The sequence below is a fragment of the Streptomyces sp. M92 genome (assembly GCF_028473745.1).
In the GTDB taxonomy this organism is placed as follows: Bacteria; Actinomycetota; Actinomycetes; order Streptomycetales; family Streptomycetaceae; genus Streptomyces.
Genome location: NZ_CP101137.1, coordinates 5,123,248 through 5,140,305, shown reverse-complemented (window position 1 = coordinate 5,140,305; position 17,058 = coordinate 5,123,248). Strand labels below are relative to the sequence as shown.

Annotated in this window: 21 protein-coding genes; 15 read left to right on the top strand and 6 right to left on the bottom strand. The window is 73.9% G+C overall.

Going from position 1 to position 17,058, the window contains the following annotated elements; translation table 11 throughout:
- Window positions 1–194: 194 nt before the first annotated feature.
- The 6 genes from M6G08_RS23130 to M6G08_RS23105 all read right to left on the bottom strand — a co-directional run bounded on the left by M6G08_RS23130 (window position 195) and on the right by M6G08_RS23105 (window position 7,724).
- On the bottom strand, window positions 195–1,127 hold the full coding sequence (locus tag M6G08_RS23130; RefSeq protein ID WP_217251279.1) for a M56 family metallopeptidase: 933 nt from the start codon (window positions 1,125–1,127) through the stop codon (window positions 195–197).
- 6 nt (window positions 1,128–1,133) lie between these two features.
- Window positions 1,134–1,562 carry a BlaI/MecI/CopY family transcriptional regulator gene (locus M6G08_RS23125; RefSeq protein ID WP_079187541.1) on the bottom strand — a complete coding sequence of 143 codons (429 nt, stop codon included), beginning with the start codon at window positions 1,560–1,562 and terminating at the stop codon, window positions 1,134–1,136.
- A gap of 141 nt (window positions 1,563–1,703) precedes the next feature.
- Window positions 1,704–3,404 carry a tetratricopeptide repeat protein gene (locus M6G08_RS23120; protein WP_272589076.1) on the bottom strand — a complete coding sequence of 567 codons (1,701 nt, stop codon included), beginning with the start codon at window positions 3,402–3,404 and terminating at the stop codon, window positions 1,704–1,706.
- 121 nt (window positions 3,405–3,525) lie between these two features.
- Complete coding sequence (locus tag M6G08_RS23115; protein WP_272589075.1) at window positions 3,526–4,212, bottom strand: lytic polysaccharide monooxygenase auxiliary activity family 9 protein; 687 nt, start codon at window positions 4,210–4,212, stop codon at window positions 3,526–3,528.
- Window positions 4,213–4,444: 232 nt separating this feature from the next.
- On the bottom strand, window positions 4,445–6,538 hold the full coding sequence (locus M6G08_RS23110) for a DUF1996 domain-containing protein (RefSeq protein WP_272589074.1): 2,094 nt from the start codon (window positions 6,536–6,538) through the stop codon (window positions 4,445–4,447).
- A 172-nt stretch (window positions 6,539–6,710) separates the two neighbouring features.
- A complete protein-coding gene (locus tag M6G08_RS23105) occupies window positions 6,711–7,724 on the bottom strand; it encodes a zinc-binding dehydrogenase (RefSeq protein WP_272589073.1) in 1,014 nt (337 codons plus the stop codon).
- A 164-nt stretch (window positions 7,725–7,888) separates the two neighbouring features.
- On the opposite strand from M6G08_RS23105, the gene M6G08_RS23100 reads away from it, so the two are divergent.
- The 15 genes from M6G08_RS23100 (at window position 7,889) to M6G08_RS23030 (ending at window position 17,044) form a co-directional block, all read left to right on the top strand.
- Window positions 7,889–8,479 carry a TetR/AcrR family transcriptional regulator gene (locus M6G08_RS23100; protein WP_272589072.1) on the top strand — a complete coding sequence of 197 codons (591 nt, stop codon included), beginning with the start codon at window positions 7,889–7,891 and terminating at the stop codon, window positions 8,477–8,479.
- A gap of 115 nt (window positions 8,480–8,594) precedes the next feature.
- Window positions 8,595–9,044 (top strand): hypothetical protein, encoded by a 450-nt coding sequence (locus M6G08_RS23095; RefSeq protein ID WP_272589071.1) that lies wholly within the window; start codon window positions 8,595–8,597, stop codon window positions 9,042–9,044.
- Window positions 9,045–9,055: 11 nt separating this feature from the next.
- Window positions 9,056–9,856, top strand: a complete 801-nt coding sequence (locus M6G08_RS23090; RefSeq protein WP_272589070.1) for an SDR family NAD(P)-dependent oxidoreductase — start codon at window positions 9,056–9,058, stop codon at window positions 9,854–9,856.
- Window positions 9,857–9,958: 102 nt separating this feature from the next.
- The gene (locus tag M6G08_RS23085) at window positions 9,959–10,654 is read left to right on the top strand and encodes a class I SAM-dependent methyltransferase (protein WP_272589069.1); all 696 of its coding nucleotides are present in this window, start codon (window positions 9,959–9,961) and stop codon (window positions 10,652–10,654) included.
- A gap of 95 nt (window positions 10,655–10,749) precedes the next feature.
- On the top strand, window positions 10,750–11,067 hold the full coding sequence (gene gvpO / locus M6G08_RS23080; protein WP_272589068.1) for a gas vesicle protein GvpO: 318 nt from the start codon (window positions 10,750–10,752) through the stop codon (window positions 11,065–11,067).
- A gap of 34 nt (window positions 11,068–11,101) precedes the next feature.
- Window positions 11,102–11,617: a gas vesicle structural protein GvpA gene (gvpJ, locus tag M6G08_RS23075; protein ID WP_272589067.1), complete on the top strand. Its 516-nt coding sequence runs from the start codon at window positions 11,102–11,104 to the stop codon at window positions 11,615–11,617.
- Window positions 11,614–12,429: a GvpL/GvpF family gas vesicle protein gene (locus tag M6G08_RS23070; protein WP_272589066.1), complete on the top strand. Its 816-nt coding sequence runs from the start codon at window positions 11,614–11,616 to the stop codon at window positions 12,427–12,429. The genes gvpJ (M6G08_RS23075) and M6G08_RS23070 overlap by 4 nt, the downstream gene beginning before the upstream one ends.
- Before the next feature lie 4 nt (window positions 12,430–12,433).
- Complete coding sequence (locus tag M6G08_RS23065) at window positions 12,434–12,709, top strand: gas vesicle protein GvpG (RefSeq protein WP_272589065.1); 276 nt, start codon at window positions 12,434–12,436, stop codon at window positions 12,707–12,709.
- Complete coding sequence (locus M6G08_RS23060) at window positions 12,706–13,281, top strand: hypothetical protein (RefSeq protein ID WP_272589064.1); 576 nt, start codon at window positions 12,706–12,708, stop codon at window positions 13,279–13,281. The genes M6G08_RS23065 and M6G08_RS23060 overlap by 4 nt, the downstream gene beginning before the upstream one ends.
- Window positions 13,278–14,108 carry an SRPBCC family protein gene (locus M6G08_RS23055; RefSeq protein WP_272589063.1) on the top strand — a complete coding sequence of 277 codons (831 nt, stop codon included), beginning with the start codon at window positions 13,278–13,280 and terminating at the stop codon, window positions 14,106–14,108. Before M6G08_RS23060 ends, M6G08_RS23055 begins: the two co-directional genes overlap by 4 nt.
- Before the next feature lie 18 nt (window positions 14,109–14,126).
- Window positions 14,127–14,498, top strand: a complete 372-nt coding sequence (gene gvpJ / locus M6G08_RS23050; RefSeq protein ID WP_272589062.1) for a gas vesicle protein — start codon at window positions 14,127–14,129, stop codon at window positions 14,496–14,498.
- Window positions 14,495–15,334: a GvpL/GvpF family gas vesicle protein gene (locus tag M6G08_RS23045; protein ID WP_272589061.1), complete on the top strand. Its 840-nt coding sequence runs from the start codon at window positions 14,495–14,497 to the stop codon at window positions 15,332–15,334. Before gvpJ (M6G08_RS23050) ends, M6G08_RS23045 begins: the two co-directional genes overlap by 4 nt.
- A gap of 35 nt (window positions 15,335–15,369) precedes the next feature.
- Entirely contained in the window at window positions 15,370–15,579 is a 210-nt protein-coding gene (gene gvpJ / locus M6G08_RS23040; protein WP_003978205.1) for a gas vesicle protein, read from the top strand.
- A complete protein-coding gene (gene gvpK / locus M6G08_RS23035) occupies window positions 15,576–15,869 on the top strand; it encodes a gas vesicle protein K (protein ID WP_272589060.1) in 294 nt (97 codons plus the stop codon). The genes gvpJ (M6G08_RS23040) and gvpK overlap by 4 nt, the downstream gene beginning before the upstream one ends.
- Window positions 15,870–15,961: 92 nt before the next feature.
- On the top strand, window positions 15,962–17,044 hold the full coding sequence (locus M6G08_RS23030) for a substrate-binding domain-containing protein (protein ID WP_272589059.1): 1,083 nt from the start codon (window positions 15,962–15,964) through the stop codon (window positions 17,042–17,044).
- The last annotated feature ends 14 nt before the right edge of the window (window positions 17,045–17,058 follow it).

The following is a 17,058-nucleotide window of genomic DNA, read 5'->3' as shown; positions in this document are numbered from 1 at the left end:
GGGGCCGAGCCGCCCCGCGCGTACGGACGGCGGGGAGGACGGTCGGTCGGTGCGCTGTCGGTGTGTCCTCGGTTCTTCCCTCACACGGGGAATCCGGAGCCGGCCCGGCGCCGGATTGGCCGCTCACCCGATCGAGTGAAAGTGTGTCGCGGCTGAGCCTGTGACCTGCGCCTTCTCCGGGAAAAGAAGGTCGCTCAGAGAGGCGTGGCAGCGCGCAGGATCAAGAACATCGTGACGGCGGCGTTCGCCGACGACATCGCCGACACGGCGGTTCCGGCGGCCGCGGCCCACGCCGCCAGGCCCACCGAGGTGAACAGCGAGGGCCAGGTGCGGACCGCGGGAGCCGGCCCCAGCAGCGCCGCCACCCGGCGCGGCACCGGGCCGGGCGCCGCGAGCCCGGCGAGGGTGGCGACGGGGGTGCCCCGGGAGACGAGGGCCGCCTTGCCGATCGCCGTCGCCACCGCGCGGCGGTCACCGACCACCCGCGCGGCCGCCTCGTCGGCCCACCGCTCCGCCGTGTAGGCCACGGCGGTCCGCAGGGGCCGCAGGAAGGGGTTGGCCAGCGCGGCGAGCCGGACGGCGAGCAGGAAGCGGTGGTGGCGGGCGGCCAGGTGGGCCCGCTCGTGGGCGAACAGCGCGCGGCGCTCGGCCGGTTCGAGGCGGTCGAGCAGAGCCGTGCTCACCACCACCCGGTCCCGGCGTCCGCCGGGCAGCGCGTACGCGTAGGGCACGTCGTCCGGCAGCACGGCCACCCCGGTGCCGGGCAGCCCGGCCAGGGCCCGGTGGGCGCGGCGGCGCACCCTGCCGTGCCGCCACAGGGCCCGCGCCGAGGCCGCCACCACGGCGCACAGCGCGGGGATCGCCGCCTTGCCCACGACCTCGTCGTACGGCACCGCCGCCCGCACCTCGGGATCGGACCAGCCGTCGGGCAGGGGGTTGCCCGGCAGCTGGGCGGTACCGACCACCATCACCAGGGCCAGGCACACCGTGCTGCACAGGGCCATCACCGCGGCCACCGCGGTGAGCAGTCTGGTGGCGGTCCGCGGATGCAGATGCTGTTCGGCCAGCCGGGCGATCGGCCACGCGGTCAGCGGCAGGACCAGCGGCAGGAAGACGAAGACCCCCATGCGGTGTCAGCCGTCCCCCGCGTCGGGTGTGTGTCCCAGCAGCGTGCGCAGCAGCCGCTCGTCGTCCGCGTCGAGTCCGGTCACGAAGCTGGCCAGCACCGCCGAACGGTCGCTCTCGGAGTCCAGGACCTTGCGCATCTTGCGGGCGGCCAGGCCCGCCTGGTCCGAGGCGGCCGTCCAGGCGAAGGACCGGCCGACGCGCTCACGGTCGACCGCGCCCTTCTCCAGCAGGCGGGTGAGAATCGTGATCACCGTGGTGTACGCGAGGTCGCCGCCCAGGTGCTCCTGCACCCAGCCGGCCGTCGCCGGGCCGTCCGCCTCGCGCAGCGCCGACAGCACCAGTGCCTCCAGCTCGCCCTGGCCTCGCCGCCGCGGACGCCGGTGATCCGTCACGGTCCGCCTCCTTCCGCCGCAGTCCCTTGTCCGAGGCGACATCGTATAGACCGGCCGGCGCGCTCACCGGCTCCGGTGGCCCCGCCACCACTTCCGCACAGCCCTGCCGGGCGCGGCAGCGGCGCGGGAGGCGAACGACTCGGGGACGCGGACAGCGACCGGCCTGATCTCTCAGGAGGGCGGTCAGCGCTCCGGGCCGCAGCAGGCGCCGGTACCGTCGGTGTCCGGGGCCGTGCCGAGGCGGCAGAAGCAGGAGGCGCCGACCGGGACGTCCGCCAGTGCCGCGGCGAGCCCGAGCTGCTGCGCCACGATCCGCGCCTCCCCCTCCTTGCCCAGCCGCTCCAGGCACTCGTGGAGTCCGTGCAGGGACCAGACGTTGCCGGGGTGCCGCAGGGCGCGCGGAAGGGTGTCGTCCAGACCGAGGTCCGCCCGGTAGACCGCCTCGGCCTCCTCGACGCGGCCCTGTTCCAGGAGCAGGGCGCCGTAGGCGTGCCGGGTGGGTTGCATCCAGCCCCACGGTTCGTCGTAGGGAAGGTTGTCGTCCAGTTCGACCGACCGCTCCAGGGCGGCGAAGGCGGCGGCGTGGTCGCCCTTGCGGTACTCCAGTTCGCCGTCGAGCATGGCGGCGGCGATGGCGAGGATGTCGGCGCAGGTGTTGTTGAACAGGGTGCGCGTCCCGGGCACCCGGGCGACGGCCTCGCGGAAGCGCGCCCGTTCGGCCTCCGCCTCGTCGACCCTGCCGGTCGCCGAGAGGGCGATCCCGCGGGCGTAGTGGAGCATCGCGGTCGTCACGCAGTACAGGCGCGGGTCCGTGGGCAGCGGCAGCCCGAGGATGTCCGCCCAGCGGCCGAAGCGGATCAGGACGTGCACCCGCATGGCGAGGAAGCCCTCCAGCCAGTCGGCCATGGGCGGGCTCTCGACGCGCAGCAGTTCCTCGGGGACGGACGCCTCCAGCCGCGCTGCGGCGTCCAGGGCGGTCTCGTACTGGCCGAGGAACATCGCGCCGTAGATCCTGAAGTGGTGGTTGTGCGCACGGTAGAGGGTGTAGAAGTTCATCGCGCCGGCCCGGGCGCGGTACTTCTCGTCGGCGGCGATCGCCGCGGCGTTGTCCGACACCACACGCCGGTAGTCGCCGCACAGCACCTCCAGGTGGGAGGGCATGTGGTGGAGGTGTCCGGCGTCGGGGACCAGTCCGCGCAGCCGGTCGGCGACGGTGAGGGCCGCCTCCGGGGTGGCGGACATCTCCATCAGGTGGATGTAGAGGTGCAGCACGCCGGGGTGCGCGCGCCCGCCCTCGGTGGCCAGGGCCCGGTCGAGGACGTCCTTCGCCTCCAGGGTCCGGGCCCCCTCGGCCGGACGCCCGGTGCGCAGGTCCCACAGCTGCCAGGGCGTCAGGTTCATCAGCGCGTCGGCGAAGAGGGTGGCCACGTCGAGGTCGTCCGGGGCGAGTGCGTGGACGGCCCGCATGCTCTCGGCGTACGGCGCGTTCCACACCGAGCAGTCCTCGACGGCCCGGGACTGCGGGTAGCGGGCGCGCAGGGCGCCGATCAGGGCGCGTTCGACCGGGGTGGCGGCCAGGGTCGCCCTCTCGTGGGCGCGTTCGACGGCGACGTGGGTGCGGTCGACGGTCCGGGTCAGCTCCTCCGCGTCGAAGGCCTCCCACGGCTTGTTGTAGTTCGGGCCGAGGGCGTAGGCGATGCCCCAGTGGGCCATGGCACAGTCCGGGTCGGCCGCGGCGGCGGCCTCGAAGCAGGAGACCGCCTCCTCGTGGTGGAAGGCGTACGTCCACACCAGCCCGCGGTCGAACCAGCGCTGGGCCTCGGGCGACGAGGTCGTCACGGGGCGGCCGTGGGTGCCGAGGTCGTAGTAGTCCGTCGGGTCCATGAGGGGACGTATACCTCAGCCCGCGGCGGCCTCGGCGCACTTCGGCGGGACTGTCACACCGACCGGTGTCCCCGCCGGGCGCGGTGCGCCCGGCGGGGGTGGGGGGACGGGATGGCGCGAATCAGCCGAAGTCGACGTCGCTGCACAGGAAGTACGTCTGGTCCATGTGCGACGCCTGCCAGATCGTGTAGACGACGTGCCGGCCGCTCAGGCCCGAGGTGCTCACCGGGATCTCGTAGTTCTGGCTGGGGGCGTAGCGGCCCGTGGTGGTGAGCAGCTGGAGGTCGTCCCAGCCGAGGGCCTGCGTGGTGGGGTCGAAGCCCTGCCGGGAGACGTAGACCTTGAAGTAGTCGGCGCCGTGGCTGGCCTGGTCGTACAGCTTGACGGTGAAGTCGTCCGCGACCGCGGTGGTCTTCCAGGCGCCGACGGTGTCCAGGGAGTTGTAGCGCCCGCCCTCGGTGCGGCCGCCGCTGCACAGCTGGCCGTCGGGGACGACTGCCTCGAAGTTGCCGCCGGAGCCGTTGCGGTACAGGCCGTTCCAGTTCCACATGGCGTTGGGGTTGTCCTGCCAGGCCTGCCAGCACATGGGGTCTTCCTGGGCCATGGCGGGGTTCTGGAAGTCGCCGCCCCAGCGCAGCCAGCAGCCGTAGTTGCGGGAGGCGGGGTCGACGACCGAACCGTGGGCGACGGCGGTGCCGCTCCAGGGGATCAGGGCGAGAAGCGCGGCGGTCAGGGCGCCGAGGGCGAGGGTCGCGGCCCGGCGGGCTCTCCCGGCGCGACCCTGAATGACGTGATCATGACAAGCCATGACGTCCTTCTCTCGTGGGGGGACGGTGTGGGCGGGTAAGTGGTGAGAGCGCCAGTGGGAGCGCTCCCAGAACCGGTTCGGAGACCAGGCTGCGCCCGGGGAAACGGAATGGCAATAGTTGAAATGCGCCAGTTCCCGTCGGGCGGTGGCGGGTTCGGTTCGGTCGGCACGTCGGGTGGGCGGGGCCGGCGTCCCGCCCACCCGACGTCCGAGTCATGGCGTCACGCGGGGTTCACAGCGCGCGCTTGCGCGAGCGGAACAGCAGTACGCAGCCCCCGGCGAAGAGGACGCCGCCGACGGCCGCGGGCCACAGCCCCATGCCTGACCCGGTCTCGGCGAGTCCGCCCTGGGCCGCCTGGGGCTCGGTCGCGGAACCCGGGGCCACGTCGTCACCGCCGTCGCCTCTGCCGCCCGCGCCCTGGGTCCCCCGGGGTGCGGCTGCGGCGTCGTCGCGGTCGTCCGCGGTGCCGGCGGATGTCGTGGCCGCCCGGGGCTCGGCGCTCGGGGAGGTGGCGCCGGCCTGCGGGGCTTCGGTCCGCGGGGCGTCATTGTCCTGACCTCCGGTGTCCTGGCCTCCGGTGTCCTGGCCTCCGGTGTCCTGACTTCCGTTGCCCTCACCGCCGTTCTCCTCAACCGGAGGGGCGGGCCGGCCGTCGTCGTGCTCGCCCTGTCCCGGGTCCGCGGGCGCCGGAGCCGTGGCGGTCCGCTCGGCCGGGGGCGCGGAGGCACCGGGCTCCTCGGTGGGCTGCTCCTGCGGGTGCTCGCCCTGACCTCCGTCCTGACCCCCGTCCTGTTCCGGGTCCGGGGGCGCGCCCGCACCGCACTCGCGGCCGGCGTTGATGCAGTCGACCATCTCCCGCATCAGGTCCTCGTCGAAGACGTTGATGAAGTCGCTGTGGTCCGTCACCGGCTTGTGCAGCTGCTCGGGGAACGAGTCCACGGCGAACAGCGGAACCGTCCTCCCCCCGTCCTGGAGGCTCGGCGCGTCCACGTCGTACACGACCCGCTGCACCAGGCGGGGAATGGGCCGGAACCCGTCCGGGCAGCTCCCGTCCGCGGCGGCGAAGGCCACGTGGGTGCGGTGGTTGGCGCTGTCGATGTTGCGGCCGTCCCAGCAGCTCTGGAAGGTGAAGGTGCGCACCACGTCGCTGCCCGCGGGGCAGAGCGGGTACTTGTCCTTCAGCTGCCGGTCCTCGAAGCCGGTGCAGCTCCAGGAGGCGTTGGCGTTCGCGTCGCCGTTGACGAACGCCTTCGCGTCGCCGGTGATGATGCGCAGCAGCCGCGGCATCTCCGTGACCTCGCCCTGCTCGTTGCCCTCGAAGGTCAGCGTGACCGCGGCCGGCGTGACGATCTCGCCGGCGTTGCCCTCGATGCCGCCGCCGGGCGACTGGGCGTCCTGTTCGACGGTGCCGTTCTGGAGGCGGAGCACGGGCCAGTAGTACGAGGACTTGTCGCCCTGGTCGGCGCAGCTGGTGTCGGCGGCGGCCAGGTCCTCGTCGCTGGAGAAGGCGTCGTTGTCCTGGTTGCCGACGTAGTCGTGGAAGTGGTGGGCGCCGTTGCCGACGCCGGGTGCGGCGATCAGGTTGTCCGAGTTGAACAGGCCTTCGGCGTTGACTCCGCAACTGGTGGAGAAGGAGCCGTCGGAGGCGTCGCGCTGGCGCGGTGCCTCGACGACGTTCGGCTGGATCGACTTGATGTCGGCGTAGTCCGCCGCGACGGGACCGTTGCCCGCCTGTCCGCCGTTGCCGGGCGGCTGCTGCTCGCCGCCGTCCCGCCCGTCCCCGCCGTCACCGGCTTCCTCGCCCCCGCCGTCCTGCTGCCCGCGCTCCTGGTCCGGGCTGCCGCTCGCCGCCTGCGTCGGCGCCGCCTCGATGCGGCGCAGGGTGCACTCCGCCTCGGTCTCCAGGCCCTCGGGGCGGTCACCGGCCTTGTCGACGGCGGCGACGATGCGCTCGATCGTCGCGGCCCGCTCCTTCTCCAGCGGGTCGAGGACGGCGGCCTCGTCGAGCTCGCCGTCGTCGGCGGTGCGGGCCGCTTCCTGGAGTTGGCCGTAGGCGGTGGCGATCTGCTGGTCGAGCCGGGCGAGCTCGGTGTCGACCTCCGGCCGCGCCGGCTCCGGCACCGCCGTCAGCCGCTCGCTCAGGTCGGGGCAGTCGATGGTGGCCGCCACTCCGGAACTGCCCAGGGGAACAGCGGTGTCGCCGGCCTCGGTCGCGGAGGCGAACACGTTGACGGCCACCAGGCCGCCGCCTCCCAGAATGAGCGCGAATGCTCCGAAGGTCGCGCGCCGCGCCCCGGTCGGGCGTCTGCGCCTGTTGTGTCCCAAGACGTGCTCCTGTGTCGTGGCGGACTCGGACATGAAATGCCCCCGGCTCCATACGGAGCCGGGGGCCGGAGCGTTCAGCCGTCCCGGGAATTCTCAGCGATCCCTCACTTCACATACGCGATCGAGCACCTCAGAGACCCGATCCCGCACCTCAGAGACCCGATCCCGCACCTCACGGACGCAGGATCAGCCGGATCGGGTCGCCCTCCTTCTTCTCCAGCCGTGCGACGGCCTCGGCGGCCTCGGTCAGCGGCAGTACGCCGCTGATGGACCCGGAGAAGTCCAGCCGGCCGCCCTGGATCATCCGCAGGAGCTGCGGCAGCGCGACCGGCATGTCGGAGCCGTAGTGCCCGAGGATGCGCTGCTGGAGGTAGCTGAAGCGGGTCCCGTCCGTGACGGTGAGCGGCTTGTCGGTCAGCCCCACCAGGACGAGCCGTCCCTTGGGCGCGAGCACGGACAGCGCCTGCTCGCGTACGGGCGGCACGCCGGCGAAGTCGAAGGCGGCGGCGAGCCCGGCCCCGCCGGTCACCGCGCGCACGGCCTGGCGCAGCTCCGGGTCGGCGGAGTCCAGGGCGAGGTCGGCACCGGCCGCGAGGGCGCGTTCACGGGCGACGGGGCTCGGGTCGACGGCGACGACCGGGCAGGCGCCGATCGCGCGCAGGAGCTGTACGGCGTGCACGCCGAGGCCGCCGACACCCCACACGCCGACCGCCTCGGCGGGACGGACGGCGCCGGTCTCGGTGATCGCGCCCCAGGGCGTGGACACGGCGTCGGGGATGATCGCGCCCTGCTCGAAGGGGATGGCGTCGGGCAGCGGGGTCAGGGCGGTCTCGGCCGACAGCGCGTACTCGGCCCAGCCGCCGTCGTAGTCGACGCCGCGGGTGTACGTGACGCCGTCGCGCACCTCACCGGCGTACAGCACCACCCGCTCCCCCGGCGACCAGGCGGTGACGCCCGGGCCGACCTCGGCGACGGTGCCGGAGACCTCGTGGCCGAGGGTGACCGTGTCGCCCTGGAGGAGCAGCGGGGTGAGCGTGCCGTCGATGAGGTGCGCGTCGGACAGGCACACCCCGGCCGCCTCGACCTTGACCAGCACCTCCCCGGGGCCGGGTTGCGGGCGGGGCACCTCTTCCAGCCGCAGGGTGCGGCTCGGGACGTGCAGGCGGGCGGCGAGCATCTGCGCCATGACGGGACCTCCTCGGTGCGGTGGCGACCCCGGACGGCCCCCGGCGGTCCAACGGACGGCCTCGGGCGGTCCATCGCAGGTCGACTTGCGTTAACCGTACACCCAGTGCAAGTCGACTTGCGTCAGCCACTCAACGCAGGTCGGCCTGCTTTAGGCTGGGCCGCATGACGTCTCCCGAACCCGCCGCCCCTCCCCTGCGCCGCCGGGGGGAGCGGATGCGGCGGGCGGTGCTCACCGCCGCCGTGGACCTGCTGTCCACGCGGGGGCTGGCGGGCGCGACCGTCGGCGCCGTCGCCCGGGCGGCGGGGGTGCACGAGACCTCCGTCTACCGCCGCTGGGGCACACGGGAGAACCTGATCCTGGACGCGCTGACCACGGAACTGGACTCCGCCCTGCCGGTCCCGGACACCGGGCGCGTCCGGGACGACCTGCTGGCCTTCTTCTCCTCGCTGGCCCGGCTGCTGGACACCGCGCAGGGCCGGGCGCTGCTGCGGCTGAGCGTCGAGCACGACGACACCCTCCAGGACCGGCGCGGCCCCTACTGGAGCGAGCGTCTGGACCGCGCGGTGGTGATGGTCAGGCGGGGCGTGGAGCGGGGCGAACTGGCCGCGGACACCGACGCCGGTCTGCTGGTCGAGGCCGTCAGCGGTCCGCTGTTCGTCCGCGTGCTGCTCAGCGGGGCGCCGCTGGACGACGCGCTCGTGCGGGGGTTGGTGGACCTCGCCCTGGAGGGGGCTCTTCCCCGCCCGGAGTGACCGCGCCGCCGGGGCCGGGGGCGCGGTCGGCTCTGTTAGGCACCTGGGTTCGGGGAACCCGGGGCGCGCAGCTACCGTCCGCGCGCGCCAGCGCCCACGCCGAGGGAGCCCCCGCATGTCAGTGACCAAAGGCCTCGTCGCCGGAGCGGCGGGGACCATCGCGCTGAACCTCACCACGTACGGCGACATGCTGCTGCGCGGCCGGGGGTCCAGCGACGTGCCCGCGCAGGTGGCGGACCTGCTCGTCGACCGGGCCGGCGTCGACCTGGGCGACGAGGAGACCAGGACCAACCGCGAGCAGGCCGCCGGGGCCCTCCTCGGATACGTCACCGGCCTCGGCGTCGGCGCCGCCTACGGGCTGCTGCGGCGCCGGAGCGGCCCGCTGCCGGACTGGGTGGCCGGCCCGCTGCTCGGCGTGGCCGCCATGGCGGGCAGCGACGTGCCGGCGTCGCTGCTCGGGGTGACCGACCCGACGTCGTGGGACCGGGTCTCGTGGGTGTCGGACCTGGTGCCGCACCTCGTGTACGGCTTCACCACGGCCTCGGTCTACCAGGCTCTGCGGTGAACGGGGGAAGCATGGCGGGCGGCAGGCCGCTCGCCCTGGTCACCGGGGCGTCCAGCGGCATCGGGTACGAACTGGCCGGACTGTTCGCCGAGCACGGTCACGACCTCGTGGTCAACGCCGAGGACGACCGGCTGGAACACGCCGCACAGCGGCTGCGCGCGACCGGCGCCGAGGTGCGGGCCGTGCGTGCGGACCTCCGGACCGCGGAGGGCGTGGACCGGCTGGTCGCCGCGCTGACCGGGCTCGCGGTGGACGTGGCCGCCCTCAACGCCGGGGTGGGGCGGGGCGGCGCGTTCGTCGACACCGACCCCGCCGACGACCAGTCCGTCATCGACCTCAACGTGACGTCGACCGTGCGGCTCGCCAAGCCCTTGCTGCGGGACATGGTGGAACGCGGTGTGGGACGGCTGATGTTCACGTCGTCGGTCGCCGCGACGATGCCGGGTTCGTTCCAGTCGGTGTACAACGCGTCGAAGTCGTTCGTGCAGTCCTTCGCCCAGGCGTTGCAGGAGGAGGTCGCGGGCACCGGCGTCACGGTCACCTCCTTCATGCCCGGACCCACGGAGACCGACTTCTTCCGGCGGGCCGGCATGACGGACACCAAGGTCGGCACCATGGACAAGGACGATCCGGCGCAGGTCGCGCGGCAGGCGTACGACGCCGTCATGAAGGGCCGGGGGAAGCTGGTCACGGGTTCGGCGAAGACGAAGGCGCAGGGCGTGGCGGACAAGGTGCTGCCGGACCGCGTCAAGGCGGCCGTGCACCGGAGGATGGCGGAGCCGGGGACGGCACCGGATGACGACGACCGGTAGGGCAGAACGGGACGGCGGACGCCGGCGGCCGGCAGGGCGGGGCGGCGTGGCCGGCCGGTCACCCGTAGGGGCCCTTGTCGGCGGCCGTGCGCCGGTGGAACGATGCCTGCGGCACCGGCCCGCCCCACCGAAGGGAACGTCGTGACCGACGAGCAGCAACGGCCGCAGGCCGCCGCCGCGTTCGACGCGCTGGGCGCCGACTACGAGAAGGCCTTCGCCGGGTCGAAGACACACCGGCGCTCCCTGGAGTGGCTGCTCGCACACCTCGCGCCGGGCAGCCGGGTGCTGGACGTGGGCAGCGGCACGGGCCGGCCCACCGCCGAGATCCTGGCCGGCGCCGGCCACGACGTCCTGGGCGTCGACGTCTCCCCCGTCATGGTGGAACTGGCGCGGCGTCAGGTGCCGGCCGCCACCTTCCAGTGCGCGGACATCCGGGAGGTACGGCTCCCGGACGCCTCGTTCGACGCGGTCTGCGTGTACTTCTCGCTGCTCCAGCTCGACCGGCGGGAGCAGGCGGACCTCGTCCGGCGACTGGTGCGGGCGCTGAAGCCGGGGGGTCACCTGGTCCTGGCCACGGTGCCGCTGGACGTCGAGGGGGTCGACGCCACCTTCATGGGCCAGCCGGTGCGGGTGACCAGCTTCACCGCACAGGCCCTGACCGCCGTGGCCGAGGAGGCCGGCCTGGAGGTGCTGGCGCAGGAGGCGTCGATGTTCACGCCGGCCCACCCCGAGGCCCGGCCGGAACCCCACCTCTTCCTGCACTGCCGGCGCGCGCCCAACCCCGCGCCGGGCGCCTGAGCACCACGGGCGTCACGCCGCGCCCGGCCCCCTCGCAGCCCCGGATGGGGTAACTGCGCACGCGCCGGCCGGGGCCCGCGGCCAGAGTGGGCAGCATGACAGAACCTGGCGAGCGGCGGCGCGGCACGACTTCCACGACCACGCGCGAGCGTTCCGTGCGGGGCGCCCGGGGCGCCGCCGAACGCGCCGCGGACGCCCTGGCCGAGCTGATCAGGCACCGCGTCGAGGGGGTCTCGGCGGTGTGCCGTAGCGAGGACGACGGCTGGATCGTCAACGTGGACGTGCTGGAGGTGGCACGCATCCCCGACACCACCAGCCTCCTCGCCACCTACGAGGTCGAGCTGGACCCGGCCGGCGACCTGCTCCAGTACCGCAGGGTCGCCCGCTACCGGCGCGGTGCCCAGGACCAGTGACCGCCGTGAGGCCCGTCCCCGGAAGGACCACCGCATGATCGCCTACGACGACGAAGTCGTCTGCGCGCCCCGCGCCGGCACCCTCTACGACGTCCTGGAACTGATCCTCGACCGCGGCATGGTGATCGACGTCTTCGTCCGCGTCTCGCTGGTCGGCATCGAGATCCTCAAGGTGGACGCCCGCATCGTCGTCGCGAGCGTCGACACGTATCTGCGGTTCGCCGAGGCCTGCAACCGGCTGGACCTGGAGCACGACGTGCGCTCCAAGACCGTGCCCGAGATGTTCGGCTCCCCGGTCGCCAAGACGATAGGCCGGGCCGGCGCCAAGCGGACGGCCCGCTCCCTGACCGACAAGGTGCGCGACGTCCTCACGCCCGAGGAGGAGGCGGCGGCGGAGGACACCCGCTCCCGCGCTCCGGAACGGGAGTACGCGGAGCGCGGCCGGAGCAGCGCCGAGCGGCCTCGCCGCCGGCCGGCCGCACGCCCCCGCGACGAGGACGACCGCCCGCGCAGCCGCCCCCGCCGGCGCACGGAGACGGAGGACGAATGACCGCGCCAGCCACCACCACAACCACGAGCACCACCCGAACCCCGACCGCCGCCGGAAACCCGGCCACCGCCGGGGCCGCCACCGACCGCAAGGCCCTGTACGTCTACGGCATCACCCCCGCGGGGGTCCGGGCCCCCCGTTCCCCGGGCGTCGACGGCGTCACAGTGCGGCTGCTGACCGGCTCGGGCCTGTGCGCCGCGGTGTCGCCGGCGCCCCTGCGGCTCCGGCCCCGGCGCCGGGACCTGCTGGCGCACCAGGCCGTACTGGACGAACTGGCCGCCCAGGGGCCGCTGCTGCCCATGCGCTTCGCCGTTCTCAGTCCCCGGCCCGACGCGCTGCTCTCCCAGCTGCGGGCGGACGCCGCCCACCTGTCGCGGCAGCTCGACGAGGTGCGCGGGTGCGTCGAACTCAACGTCAAGGGGACGGTCGTGCCCGGTCACTTCGCCGAGCTGGTCCGCCGGGACGAGGGACTGCGGTCCCTGGCCCTGCGCACCCGGCGCCGTCCGGACTACGAGGCCAACGTCCGGCTGGGCGAGGCGATCGCCAAGAGTGTCCGCCGCGAGGCACGCCGGGCGGCACGGGAGGCGCTCGACCGCCTGACCCCGCTCGCGGTCCGCACCGTACCGGGCCGCACCGACGACGAGCAGGTGCTGAGCGTCTCGTTCCTGCTGCGCTCGGCCGACGAGCGACGCTTCCGTCAGGAGGTGGACGCCCTGGCACGCGACCACGGCGACCGGCTGGCGCTCAGCCTGACCGGGCCCCTGCCGTGCTACAGCTTCGTCGACCCGGGTCCCGCACAGGCCAGGCGGTGACGCGGTGGGCATCGTGAGCGGCCTCCTGCTGCTGCCCCTCGCCCCGGTGCGCGGCACGGCGTGGATCGCCGACCACCTGCTCCAGGAGGCCCGGCGCCAGGCCCACGACCCGCGCGTCGTCCAGGCGCGCCTGGCCGCGCTCAACCGGGCGCTGGACGAGGGCGCCCTCGACGAGGCGGCGTTCGAGCGGGAGGAGGAGCGTCTGCTCGCCCTCCTCGAACGCCGGGCCCGGCCGAGCGGCCGCACCACCACCCATCGAGCGCAGAGAAGGCACGCATGAACGACAGCAAGGCGGCGCTGGCGGCGGCCGTGGCCGGCGGCTATCTCATGGGCCGAACGAGGAAGGCCAAACTCGCCCTCGCGGTCGGTTCCTACCTCATGGGCCGGCGCATCGGCCTCTCCCCCGGGCAGATTCTTTCCCAGGGCATGTCCGGTCTCCAGCGCAATCCACAACTCCAGGAACTGACGGACCAGTTGCGCGGCGAACTGCTGACCGCCGGACGCACGGCCGCCACCGCCGCGGCGAACCGCACCCTCACCGGCCTCGCGGACAACCTCCGCGACCGCACCGACGCACTCACGGGCGCGGGCCGGAAGGACGACGGCTACGACGCGGACCACGAGGACTACGACGTTTACGAGGACGAGGGTGGTCCGGACGAGGACGCCTACTTCGACGACGAGGACCGGGCGGAGGCCCGGAGGGCCGCGCCGCCCCGGAAAGCGGCCAAGAAGGCGCCTGTGCGCAAGACCGCGCCTCCCGCGAAGACCGCGAAGAAGACGGCCGCCAAGAAGACCGCCCCGGCGAAGCGGACCGCGAACCCGGGGCGGCGCGGAGGTGAGCTCGGATGAGCCCCGACCGGCAGGGCGACGGCGGGCCGTCGCCCCTCGGCGACCTCAAGGAAGCGCTCGGCGGTTACCTCTCCGCCACGGGGCACAGCCTCGTCGGCAAGGCGGGGGAACGGATCGGTGGGCTGACGGAGCGCCTGACCGCCTCCGCCGACGGCGGTGGTTCCGGCGGTGGAAGCGGCTCCGGGAGCAGTGGTGGCAGCGTCAAGGCCACGCACATCATGGAGAGCGTCGACATCGGCGTCCCCCTGCGCACCGTCTACGACCAGTGGACGCGGCTCCAGGACTTCAGCGGCTTCACCAAGGGCGTCCAGAGTGTCAGCTCCCACGACGAGGTGACGTCGGACTGGACCGCCAAGATCGCGTTCTCGACCCGCAGTTGGAAGGCGACCGTCCAGGAGCAGATTCCCGACCAGCGAATCGTCTGGACCTCCGAGGGTGCCAAGGGCAGTACCAACGGGGTGGTCACCTTCCACGAACTGGCACCCCGGCTGACCCGGGTCGTCGTGGTCGTGGAGTACTACCCGGCGGGCTTCTTCGAGAAGACCGGCAACCTCTGGCGTGCCCAGGGACGCCGACTGCGCCTGGACCTCAAGCACTTCGCCCGGCACGTGACCCTGACGGGCGACGACGAGGAGGTCGAGGGCTGGCGCGGCGAGATCCGCGACGGCGAGGTAGTCCGGAGCCACGAGGAGGCGCTGGAGGAGGAAGGTGAGTACGACGACGACGCTCGTGACGACGAGTACGAAGATGAGGACGAAGACGAGTACCAAGACGACGATGAGGACGACGAGTACGAGGAGCCCGAACGTGCCCGCCCCCGCCGCTGACCCCTCGGGGAGTACGCGGTGACGGATCTCGACCACCGCTACGCGGCCCCGGACACCCAGCCCTACGCACCCGTCACCGGCAACCTCGCCGACCTCCTCGAACGGGTCCTCGACAAGGGCATCGTCATCGCCGGTGACATCAAGATCGACCTGTTGGACATCGAACTGCTCACCATCCGCCTGCGCCTGTTCATCGCCTCGGTGGACACCGCGAAGAAGGCGGGCATCGACTGGTGGGAGACCGACCCGGCGCTGTCCTCCCGGGCCGCGCGGGACGCGCTCGCCGAGGAGAACGCGCGGTTGCGGGCCCGGCTCGACGCCCTGGAGGACGCCTTGGAGGAAGCCCCGGGCCAGAGCGCCGAGAACGAGACGACGGAGGTCGCACGGTGAGCGAGTACCCCGCCGGACCGGCGGACCCGGACCTCGTGTGCGCCTTCGCCGTCACCCGCACCGCGCCGGACGGCGCCCGGCTGGCCGCGGCGACCGGGCACGAGGAGGGCGGCCCGCTGCGCGTCCTGCGCGCGGGCGGTCTGTGCCTGGTCGTGCAGGACGTCCCGGCCGCACTGTTCGACGAGGAGGCGCTGGCCGAGCGCCTGAACCGGCCCGGTGACCTGGAGCGCTGCGCCCGCGCCCATCACCGGGGCGTGGAGGTTGCCGCCGCCGGCGGCCCGGTCGTACCGCTGCCGATGGCGACCCTGTACCGCGGGGACCGGAGCGCGGAGCAGGCCGTGGCCGGCCGGGAGGCGGCGCTGGACGCGCTGCTCGACCGTCTTGGGGACCGCACGGAGTGGGCGGTGAAGGTGCACGCCGTCGAGGGACCGGCGGAGCCCGCAGCCGGTTCCGGTGCTCATCGCCACCGCGGCGCCGGCGGGCGTGACTACCTCAGCCGGGCCAGCGCGAGGCGCCGCGACCGGCGCGACGGGCATGCCAGGGCACAGGCCGAGGCGGAGGCCGTGGACGCGGAACTGAGGCGGTACGCCGTCGCCGCGACCCGCCACCGGCCGCAGAGCGAGCGGCTCACCGGCCGGCGCTCCCCGCAGGTGCTCAATGCCGCATACCTGGTGGAGAACGCGGAGTCGGACGCCTTCACCCGCGCGCTGTCCCGGCTCACCGCCGACGGGCGGTTCACGGCCGTGGAGGTCGGCGCGTCGGGCCCCTGGATCCCGTACTCGTTCGCCCGCTGGGACGTGGACCCGGCGCGCGCACCGCAGGTGGTGGGCGCGTGATCGGCCCGGACACCCGTACGCCCGGCCCCGCACCCGTGCCATGGGGCGGGCCCGAGCCGTACGCGCCGGTGGGCGTACCACTGGTCGACCTCCTGGACCGGGTGCTGGCCACCGGTGTCGTCGTCAGCGGGGACCTGGTGCTGGCCGTCGCCGACGTGCCGCTGGTGCGGATCTCGCTGCACGCGCTGCTGTCGTCGGTGAACGAACGGGTGCCCGCCCCCTGGCCGGACAGCGGGCCGCTGTGAGCGCGCCCCGGGCCCACTCCGTCGACCTGGACCCGGAGCGGGTCAGCGATGACCTGGCGGCTCTGGTCCTCACCGTCGTGGAACTGTTGCGCCAGCTGATGGAGCGCCAGGCCGTGCGCCGCTTCGACGAGGGGACGCTGAGCGGGGAGCAGGAGGAGCGGCTCGGTACGGCGCTGATGCTGCTCGACGAGCGGATGGACGACCTGTGCGCCCAGCACGGTCTCAACCGCGGCGACCTGAACCTGGATCTGGGCCCGCTGGGGCCGCTCCTCGCGGCCCCGGAGCCGTAGCACCGCCCCGGTGAGCACGGGCACCCCGCCTTGAGCGATCGCTATGATGACCCGGAATCGCTCAAACGAACATCACGGGGGTGGGAGGCCTGATGCGGGAGCCGGTCGATCTCAGGCGCCAGCGGATTCTGGCGGCGGTCCAGGCGCGGGGTACCGCGCGGGTGCGCGATCTCGCCGACGAGTTGCAGGTCTCCGTGGTGACGGTGCGCCGTGACGTGGAGGAGCTGACGCGCGAGGGCAGGCTGCGCCGGGGGCACGGCGTGGTCCGGTCGACGCTGCCCGCGCAGGAGGCGCCGGCCAGGGAGGCCGCCGGCGGGGACCGGGTGGCCGTGGTGGTGCCGGAGCGGCACTCGTACCTGACCGAGACGCTGCACGGGGCGCGCACGGTACTGGAGGAGGCCGGGGTGCGCCTGGCGCTGCACATCGCGCCGCAGGCGGCGGGCGCGGAGCACCCGCTGGTCGAGCGGGCCCTCGCGGACGGCGCCCGGGGCCTGCTGCTCGCACCCCGGTGGAACAGCCTGGCCGTCGAGGAGACGGACCACGCCTGGCTGTCGGCGCTGGAGGTGCCGACGGTCCTCATGGAGCGCCGGCCACGGCGCGGCAGCGCGCCGCACGTGCTGGACTCGGTGTGCTCGGACCACTGGTACGGCGCACACCTCGCGGTGGAGCACCTGGTGGGGCTCGGGCACCGGCGCATCGTGTTCGCGACCCGGGACGACAGTCCGACCGCCCGTACGCTGCGGTCCGCGCTGGCCGAGATCGCCGCCGCGCACCCGCTGGTGGAGGAGTGGGCGTGGGCGCTGAGCACGCCTGAGTCGGGGCCGGAGGGCCCGTACTCGGCGGACGAGACGGCCGAACTGCCGGTGCTGCTGCGCAGGACGGGGGCGAGCGCGGTCGTGCTCCACGGCGACGTGGACGCGTTGATGATCGTGCAGCGGCTGGCGGCCGAGGGCGTGCGGGTGCCGCGGGACTGCTCGGTCGTGGCGTACGACGACGTGGTCGCGGGGCTGGCCACTCCGCCGCTGACCGCCGTGGCGCCGCCCCGCGCCGAGGTCGGCCGGGTCGCCGCCGAGCTGCTGCTCCGGCGTCTGCGGGAGAGCGTGCCCGGGCCCACGAGCCGGGTGGAACTGCTGCCCCGGCTGATGGTGCGCGGTTCGACCGCCGCCAAAGAGTGAGCGTTTGAACGTTT

Bases quoted from the DNA above. Each gene is read 5' to 3' on its own strand.
- M6G08_RS23100 (WP_272589072.1), top strand. From the start codon at position 7,889: ATGACGTCTCCCGAACCCGCCGCCCCTCCCCTGCGCCGCCGGGGGGAG.
- M6G08_RS23090 (WP_272589070.1), top strand. From the start codon at position 9,056: ATGGCGGGCGGCAGGCCGCTCGCCCTGGTCACCGGGGCGTCCAGCGGC.
- gvpJ (WP_272589067.1), top strand. From the start codon at position 11,102: ATGATCGCCTACGACGACGAAGTCGTCTGCGCGCCCCGCGCCGGCACC.
- M6G08_RS23085 (WP_272589069.1), top strand. From the start codon at position 9,959: ATGCCTGCGGCACCGGCCCGCCCCACCGAAGGGAACGTCGTGACCGAC.
- M6G08_RS23120 (WP_272589076.1), bottom strand. From the start codon at position 3,404: ATGGACCCGACGGACTACTACGACCTCGGCACCCACGGCCGCCCCGTG.
- M6G08_RS23105 (WP_272589073.1), bottom strand. From the start codon at position 7,724: ATGGCGCAGATGCTCGCCGCCCGCCTGCACGTCCCGAGCCGCACCCTG.
- M6G08_RS23130 (WP_217251279.1), bottom strand. From the start codon at position 1,127: ATGGGGGTCTTCGTCTTCCTGCCGCTGGTCCTGCCGCTGACCGCGTGG.
- gvpO (WP_272589068.1), top strand. From the start codon at position 10,750: ATGACAGAACCTGGCGAGCGGCGGCGCGGCACGACTTCCACGACCACG.
- M6G08_RS23125 (WP_079187541.1), bottom strand. From the start codon at position 1,562: ATGTCGCCTCGGACAAGGGACTGCGGCGGAAGGAGGCGGACCGTGACG.
- M6G08_RS23030 (WP_272589059.1), top strand. From the start codon at position 15,962: ATGCGGGAGCCGGTCGATCTCAGGCGCCAGCGGATTCTGGCGGCGGTC.
- M6G08_RS23070 (WP_272589066.1), top strand. From the start codon at position 11,614: ATGACCGCGCCAGCCACCACCACAACCACGAGCACCACCCGAACCCCG.
- M6G08_RS23060 (WP_272589064.1), top strand. From the start codon at position 12,706: ATGAACGACAGCAAGGCGGCGCTGGCGGCGGCCGTGGCCGGCGGCTAT.
- M6G08_RS23055 (WP_272589063.1), top strand. From the start codon at position 13,278: ATGAGCCCCGACCGGCAGGGCGACGGCGGGCCGTCGCCCCTCGGCGAC.
- M6G08_RS23115 (WP_272589075.1), bottom strand. From the start codon at position 4,212: ATGGCTTGTCATGATCACGTCATTCAGGGTCGCGCCGGGAGAGCCCGC.
- M6G08_RS23095 (WP_272589071.1), top strand. From the start codon at position 8,595: ATGTCAGTGACCAAAGGCCTCGTCGCCGGAGCGGCGGGGACCATCGCG.